Origin of the sequence: Mesorhizobium sp. M7A.F.Ca.CA.003.01.2.1 (assembly GCF_003998945.1) — a bacterium.
Taxonomy (GTDB): Bacteria; Pseudomonadota; Alphaproteobacteria; order Rhizobiales; family Rhizobiaceae; genus Mesorhizobium; species Mesorhizobium ciceri.
In genome coordinates this window covers 1-3,331 of sequence record NZ_RZRA01000648.1, presented here as the reverse complement: position 1 = coordinate 3,331, position 3,331 = coordinate 1, and the positions used below count along the sequence as shown (strand labels likewise).

General features: G+C 64.3%; 4 protein-coding genes. 2 read left to right on the top strand and 2 right to left on the bottom strand.

What is annotated here, in order from left to right; translation table 11 throughout:
- Window positions 1-530, top strand: a 530-nt coding sequence (locus EN969_RS22960; protein ID WP_127419418.1) for an autotransporter domain-containing protein, incomplete at its 5' end; no start/stop codon positions are given.
- A gap of 14 nt (window positions 531-544) precedes the next feature.
- Here EN969_RS22960 and EN969_RS22955 read toward each other — a convergent pair.
- Both EN969_RS22955 and EN969_RS22950 read right to left on the bottom strand, forming a co-directional pair.
- Window positions 545-940 carry a hotdog domain-containing protein gene (locus EN969_RS22955; protein ID WP_013530049.1) on the bottom strand — a complete coding sequence of 132 codons (396 nt, stop codon included), beginning with the start codon at window positions 938-940 and terminating at the stop codon, window positions 545-547.
- 368 nt (window positions 941-1,308) lie between these two features.
- Window positions 1,309-2,250: a phosphoribosylaminoimidazolesuccinocarboxamide synthase gene (locus tag EN969_RS22950; protein WP_063168821.1), complete on the bottom strand. Its 942-nt coding sequence runs from the start codon at window positions 2,248-2,250 to the stop codon at window positions 1,309-1,311.
- Window positions 2,251-2,488: 238 nt separating this feature from the next.
- Between EN969_RS22950 and EN969_RS22945 the strand changes: the two genes are divergently transcribed.
- Window positions 2,489-3,331, top strand: an 843-nt coding sequence (locus EN969_RS22945) for a GMC family oxidoreductase N-terminal domain-containing protein (protein WP_206525207.1), incomplete at its 3' end; no start/stop codon positions are given.

The window sequence follows — 3,331 nt, the reverse complement described above, 5'->3', positions numbered from 1 at the left end:
CCAGCCGCAACGTCGTCGTTCCAGGCTTAGTCGATGCGCTGACGGCGAAATACGATGCCGGCACCGCGCAGGTCTTCGGTGAGGCCGGCTATCGCCTCGAGACGCGCATGGCTGCCTTCGAGCCCTTCGCCAGTCTCGCCTATGTCAACCTCCACACCGACAGCTTCACGGAAAAGGGGCGCGCCGCCGCACTCACATCCGCTGCCTCGACCACCGAGACCACCTTCACCACGCTCGGCTTGCGGGCCTCGGCCGGCTTCGACCTCGGCGGAATGCAAGCAACCGCGCAGGGTACGCTCGGCTGGCGTCATGCCTTCGGCGACACCACGCCGACCGCAGACATGGCCTTCGCCGGTGGCGACCTCTTCACCATTGCCGGCGTGCCGATCGCTAGGGATACAGCCATCGTCGGGGCCGGGCTCGATTTCCGGATCGCCGACAGCACCACGCTGGGGATCAGCTACTCCGGTCAGTTCGGGAAGAAGGCGGCCGACCAGGGCGTCCGCGCCACGATGCAAGTGCGCTTCTGATTTTTCGGCTTGCCTCAGCCTTCGGCGGGAACCGCTTTCGGCTTGCCCTCGCCATCCAGCGCCACCATGACGAAATCCGCATGGGTGACCTTCTCCATCAGGTCGGAGAGGTAGCGCTGCGCCCAGGCCTCGACCTTGAGCGTCATCGAGGTGCGGCCGACGCGCTCGACATGGGTGTAGATGCACAGCGTGTCGCCGATCTTCATCGGCTTGGCGAACGACATCTCTTTCACCGCCGCCGTCACCACGCGGCCCTTGGCGCGCTCGGCGGCGCGGATGCCGCAGGCCAGGTCCATCTGCGCCATCACCCAGCCGCCGAAAATGTCGCCGGCCGCATTGGCGTCCGAAGGCATGGCCAGGGTGCGCAGCGTCAGATCGCCAAGCGGCCGTCCTTCAGCGTAGTGCACCATGCGAGAAATCCTTCGAGACTGGCTGCCCTCGATCCCGTATCGTCACGGCGCCAGAAGGTCAACGAGCCACGGCATGGCCACAGGCTCGGACTGGCAAAAGACCTGCGACAGCCGGCGCGCGGTGTCGGCAGCCTTTTTGCCGGGCAGCTTTTTCACGATAGGAATTTTTTCTTGACTGGGTGCCCTCAGCTATGGTACATTTTTGCCTATGGTGCTGATTTGCGCCAGTGACCCGCCGCACAGGCGGGTTTTTCGTTTGCTCCGTCAGCCAACACACCGGCGAAGGTTTCCGAGGACCGGTTAACCCGAGTTCGTAGACCCTGGGCATGGCCATGGGACGGCAGTTCGCATCACCCGGCGAAGATCGATCAGAAATAGCGCCTGAGGTTCGTGCGAATGCGATCGAGCACGCTGTTCCCGGAAAGGTCCGGAGAGAACTCCTTGCCGGTGATCGCCTCATAGGCCTGCGCATAGACATGCGAGGCCTGTTCGACGATCTCGGCCGGTATCTCAGGTATCGGGTCGCTGTAGGGGTTGCAGCGCGCCGAGACCCACGACCGGACGAAATCCTTGTCAAAACTCTCCGGCCGGCTGCCGTCGGCGAGCGCCTGTTCGTAGCTCGATGCGATCCAGTACCGGCTGCTGTCCGGGGTGTGGATTTCATCGGCAAGAATGATGGTCCCGTTCCTGTCGGTGCCGAATTCGTACTTCGTGTCCGCCAGGATCAGGCCGCGCTCGGTGGCGCGCTGCTGGCCACGGGCGAACAGCCGCAAAGCGTAGCCGGACACGGTGTCCCACTGCGCCTGCGTGAGAAGACCCTGTTCGAGGATCTCGGCTTTCGACAGCGGCTCGTCATGGCCGCCATGCGCGGCCTTGCTGGTCGGCGTGATGATCGGCTCGGCCAGCTTTTCATTGTCGCGCAGGCCGTCCGGCAGGCGGATACCGTACATGTCGCGGTCGCCGCGCTTGTAGCGCGTCAGGATCGAGGTGCTGGTGGTTCCCGCCAGATAGCCGCGCACGACGATCTCGACCGGCAGGATGTCGAGCCTCGTGCCGACGACGACGTTCGGGTCGGGGTATTCGAGAACATGGTTCGGACAGATATCGGCGGTTTCCTCGAACCAGTAGCGCGCCGTCTGGGTCAGTATCTCTCCCTTGTAGGGGATCGAGGTCAGGATGATGTCGAAGGCACTGAGCCGGTCGGTGACGATGATGATGCGCCGGCCATCCGCCAGATCGTAGTTTTCGCGGACCTTGCCGCTGTAGTGGCCCGGCAGTTCGGGAATGAACGCGTCAGGGAGGGTCCGCATATGATTTCCTGCCTTCCGCAGAGTGGCCAGAGCATAACTCCGAAAAGTTATGCGCCAAGATAGTGCCACCGCATAGGCTGTCGGGACGATAGATATCAAGCGCGATTGTCGGGAATCCCCGCAAACCTGATCGGTTCGACGGTCGCTTTTTTCACAACTGATGCCGGATGGCGCGGCGACTTCGGAATGCCGTCGCGTCTAGGCTGCAGCCAATTTTTCGGAGCCTCCCATTTCCATCATGCAGACCTATGATTTCATCATCGTCGGCTCCGGCTCGGCCGGCTCGGTCCTGGCTGAAAAACTGTCGGCCTCGGGGCGCTTCTCGGTGCTGGTGCTGGAGGCCGGCGGCAGCGACCGCCGCTTCTACGTGCAGATGCCGCTCGGCTACGGCAAGACCTTCTTCGATCCCGGCGTCAACTGGAACTACAAGGCCGAGCCGGACCCGGGGCTTGCCGGCAATGCCGACCACTGGCCGCGCGGCAAGCTGCTCGGCGGTTCGAGCTCGATCAACGCCATGGTCTGGATCAGGGGCGCGCGCGAAGATTTCGATGCCTGGGCCGCCGCCGGCAATCCCGGCTGGGGCTATGACGATCTGCTGCCCGCCTTCAAGGCGCTCGAGGACAACCAGGCCGGCGCGGACCAATGGCGCGGCGTCGGCGGCCCGCTGCATGTCACAGACTGTTCGGGCGCCGTCCACCCGCTGACCAAACGCTATCTCGTCGCCGGCCAGCAGGCCGGCTTGCCCTTCAACCCGGATTTCAACGGCGCTGCCCAGGAAGGCGTCGGCGTCTACCAGATCTCGACCCGCAACGGCCGCCGCATGTCGGCGGCGCGCGCTTTCCTGCGCCCGGCGATGAAGCGCGCCAACGTCCGCGTCGAGATGAAGGCGCTGGCGACCAGGGTGCTGTTCGAGGGCAAGCGCGCCGTCGGTGTCGAATACCAGCAGAACGGCGAGACGAAGTCGGCGCGTGCCGGTCGCGAAGTCATCCTGTCGGGCGGCTCGGTCAACTCGCCGCAATTGCTGCAGCTGTCCGGCGTCGGGCCTTCCGCGCTGCTGAAAGGCCTGGGCATCCGGATGGTC